We start from the raw sequence: 3,263 nt of genomic DNA, 5'->3' as shown, positions 1-3,263 counted from the left end.
AACACAAGTCTTCGTGGCGCTTTGTCTCCGTGTGGTCGTCGCCATCACGAATTACGAACGGGGAGACAATCCTGGACGGACGAAACTCAAGACCCTGTGATTAATTCTATGACACGCTCATAACAGCTGAACCTGCGGAGAGATAGCCGAACGTCTCCAGACCGGAACGGCTCGATCATCGGCGAATTACTCTCAGACACCTAACTGTTTTACGATAGTAGAACAATGTATAGGATATCACAAAAAGGAGTGCTGTATGGGAGAACTGAATCTTCAGATAGTATAGAATATATAACACAAGTGTTATTATGTACTACCCGGACTGGTTAACTGATAGTAGGTACGTGGTTGGGACATGACAAAAAAAATACACCAAGATCGAGCAGTCGAGAAACTTCAGCAGTTCGGGCTTCGTGAGTACGAGGCAAAATGTTTCGTTTCATTGACTAAAATAACGGGAGGGACGGCGCGGGAGGTCAGCGAGCATATCGACATCCCACGGACACGTGTGTACGAGGCGGTACGATCGCTCGAATCTGCTGGGCTGGTCGAGATACAGCATTCCTCGCCACAGCAGTTCCGGGCGATTCCGATCACCGAGGCGATCGAAATCCTGAACGAACGCCATCAGACGCGGATCAACTCGATAGAGCAGTCACTCAGAGAGATCCAGCAGGCCAGTCAGGACGAGGAGGCAAACGATCGCCCGGAGATCTGGTCGATGACCGGCAGGAAGACGATCACGACGCGGGTGAAGCGGCTGATCGGGGAGGCTGACGTGGAACTGTTGTTGCTGATCGGAAACGAGAGCGTGCTCTCTGAACCACTCTATCAGGAGCTCTCCGCGGCAGGGAACCGGGAGGTGGATATCGTCGTTGGGGCGGAATCCGAACAGTTGCGGGACCAGCTGTCGATGGAACTCCCGGAGTGGATGGTGTACAGTGCAGAGATAGAGTGGCTTCGGTCCGACAGCGATCCGACAGCCCCGGATATCGGTCGGCTCCTGCTCGTCGACGGTCAGTATCTGCTTGCAAGTACCATCCGGCAGGGGGAGCAGTCACCGGACGAGCAGGCAGTCTGTGGCTCCGGAAACTGTAACGGCCTGGTGCTCGTTTTGCGGCGACTGCTCGACGAGCAGCTGCCCAACCCGCAGGAATCGTAACTGCGTGACAACACTCTTTGCGAACGGTCGCCGAAAATCGCGTATATGACCGGCACGCGTGCCTACCGGATCGCATACGATGGACGCCCTTTCCACGGCTTCCAGCGCCAGCCGGACGTCGCAACTGTCGAGGGAACACTGCTCGACGCACTCCGATCGCTCGACGTGATCGAATCCGGAAAGACGCCGCCGGGGTACGCTGCTGCCGGTCGGACTGACGCCGGTGTCTCTGCACTCGCCCAGACGGTCGGGTTCGAGGCCCCCGACTGGCTGACACCGGGCGCGTTCAACAGCGAACTCCCGGCGTCGATCCGTGTCTGGGCCAGTACTGACGCCCCACCAGAATTTCACGCGACACACGATCCGGACGAACGTGAGTACAGCTACGTGCTCCACGCGGCTGGGCTCGACGAATCCCGGACCCGCCGGGCTCTGACTGCGCTGTCGGGCACGCAGGATTTCCACAATCTCACACCCGACGATACGGGCACCAGACGAACGCTGTCGACGTCACTCACTGTCGAAGCGCCGTTTTTTATTTTGACACTCACAGCCGGCGGCTTCGCCCGCCAGCTCGTCCGGCGGATCGTCTCGCTCGTCGCCGATGTGGGTGCAGGGAGGGCAGATTTCGACCGGATCGAACGAGTTCTCGGCGAACAGCCAATCTCCGGTCCCGACGGTGTCGGGCCGGCAGCTGCGTATCCGCTGGTTCTCACCGACGTCGTCTATCCAGCGCTCTCCTTTCAGATCGATCAGGATGCCGCAACGCAGGCCCGAAAACTGTTCGATAAACAGCGTGTAGAACGGACGACGACTGCGCGAGTCTCACGCGAACTGGTGGATGGAATCGAAAAACGAGAGACTCAGTAGAACTCGCGAACGAGATCCATCGCACCCTCTGGCGCACCATCGGGGATGTCGGTCATCGGTGCCTCGATACCTTCTTGCTTTTCGAACGGAACGCTGTCTTCGTTCTGGTAGATGACACCCTGGTACTCTTTGTCGCCACTGAGGATAGCCTTCTTCGCCGCTTCCAGATCGGTACGGTCGTGGCCGTCCTCTTTGAGATCGACCAGCGTATCGCGGAAGTAGTCGTAGGTGTCGACGTCGTTGAACGTTACACAGGGAGAGTAGACGTTGACGAAGCCGAAGCCGTCGTGTTCGACGGCCTCCTGGACGATTTCGGCGTGGCGTTTCGAGTCCGAGGAGAAAGACTGCGCGATGAACGTCGCGCCGGCGGCGAGCGCGAGTGCGAGCGGATTCACCGGCGGCATGTGCGTCCCGTCGGGTGACGTCGATGTTTCGAAGTCCTCGCGACTCGTCGGGGAGGCCTGTCCTTTGGTCAGCCCGTAGATCCGGTTGTCCATCACCACGTAGCTCATGTCCACATTCCGACGCACCGCGTGGACGAAGTGCCCGGCACCGATCGAGTAGCCGTCACCGTCACCGCCGGCAACCATCACTTCCAGCTCCGGGTTGGCCATCTTCACGCCGATGCCAACCGGTAATGCGCGGCCGTGGACGCCGTGCAGCGCGTAGCTGTGCATGTAGGTGCCGATCTTGCCCGAACAGCCGATCCCCGCGACGATGAACGTGTTGTCGGGGTCGTTGCCCGTTTCGGCGAGGGCTTTCATCATGCCGTTCATCGTCCCGAAATCGCCACAGCCCGGACACCACGTCGGCTGCTTGTCCGATTTGAAGTCGACGAACCGAACCTCTGAGCTCATGGAGTTATCCGAGACTACCCTCCATTTCGAGTTCGATCAGCCGGTTGAGTTCGACAGCGTACTCGATCGGAAGCTCTTCCGTGATCGGTTCGATGAAGCCCGCGACGATCATCTGTTTGGCGTCGTCGTCGTCCAGCCCGCGCGATTGCAGGTAGAAGACGTCTTCGTCGCCGATCTTTCCGACGGTCGCCTCGTGCGCGACGTCGACGTTCGATTCCTGGATCTCCATATACGGCATCGTGTCCGACGTCGACGTGTTGTCGAACATCAGGGCGTCACATTCGACTGCGGTCGAGGAGCCTTTCGCGCCGTCGGCGATGTGCACCAGCCCACGGTAGTTCGTCCGTCCGCCGTCTTTCGAAATGGACTTGGAT

Annotated in this window: 4 protein-coding genes; 2 read left to right on the top strand and 2 right to left on the bottom strand. The window is 58.7% G+C overall.

Going from position 1 to position 3,263, the window contains the following annotated elements:
• Nucleotides 1-355 precede the first annotated feature (355 nt).
• A complete protein-coding gene (locus tag EOW68_RS18195) occupies nt 356-1,162 on the top strand; it encodes a TrmB family transcriptional regulator (protein WP_128226569.1) in 807 nt (268 codons plus the stop codon).
• A gap of 45 nt (nt 1,163-1,207) precedes the next feature.
• Complete coding sequence (gene truA / locus EOW68_RS18190) at nt 1,208-2,032, top strand: tRNA pseudouridine(38-40) synthase TruA (protein ID WP_128226568.1); 825 nt, start codon at nt 1,208-1,210, stop codon at nt 2,030-2,032.
• On the opposite strand, the gene EOW68_RS18185 is transcribed toward truA, so the two are convergent.
• Both EOW68_RS18185 and EOW68_RS18180 read right to left on the bottom strand, forming a co-directional pair.
• Nucleotides 2,026-2,889, bottom strand: a complete 864-nt coding sequence (locus EOW68_RS18185) for a 2-oxoacid:ferredoxin oxidoreductase subunit beta (protein ID WP_128226567.1) — start codon at nt 2,887-2,889, stop codon at nt 2,026-2,028. The two genes, truA and EOW68_RS18185, sit on opposite strands and share 7 nt — an antisense overlap.
• Before the next feature lie 4 nt (nt 2,890-2,893).
• On the bottom strand, nt 2,894-3,263 hold a 370-nt coding region (locus EOW68_RS18180), incomplete at its 5' end, for a SufD family Fe-S cluster assembly protein (protein WP_431358886.1).

The sequence above is a fragment of the Halovenus amylolytica genome, assembly GCA_004015825.1.
GTDB lineage: Archaea > Halobacteriota > Halobacteria > Halobacteriales > Haloarculaceae > Halovenus > Halovenus amylolytica.
This window is presented reverse-complemented; position numbering and strand designations above follow the sequence as displayed.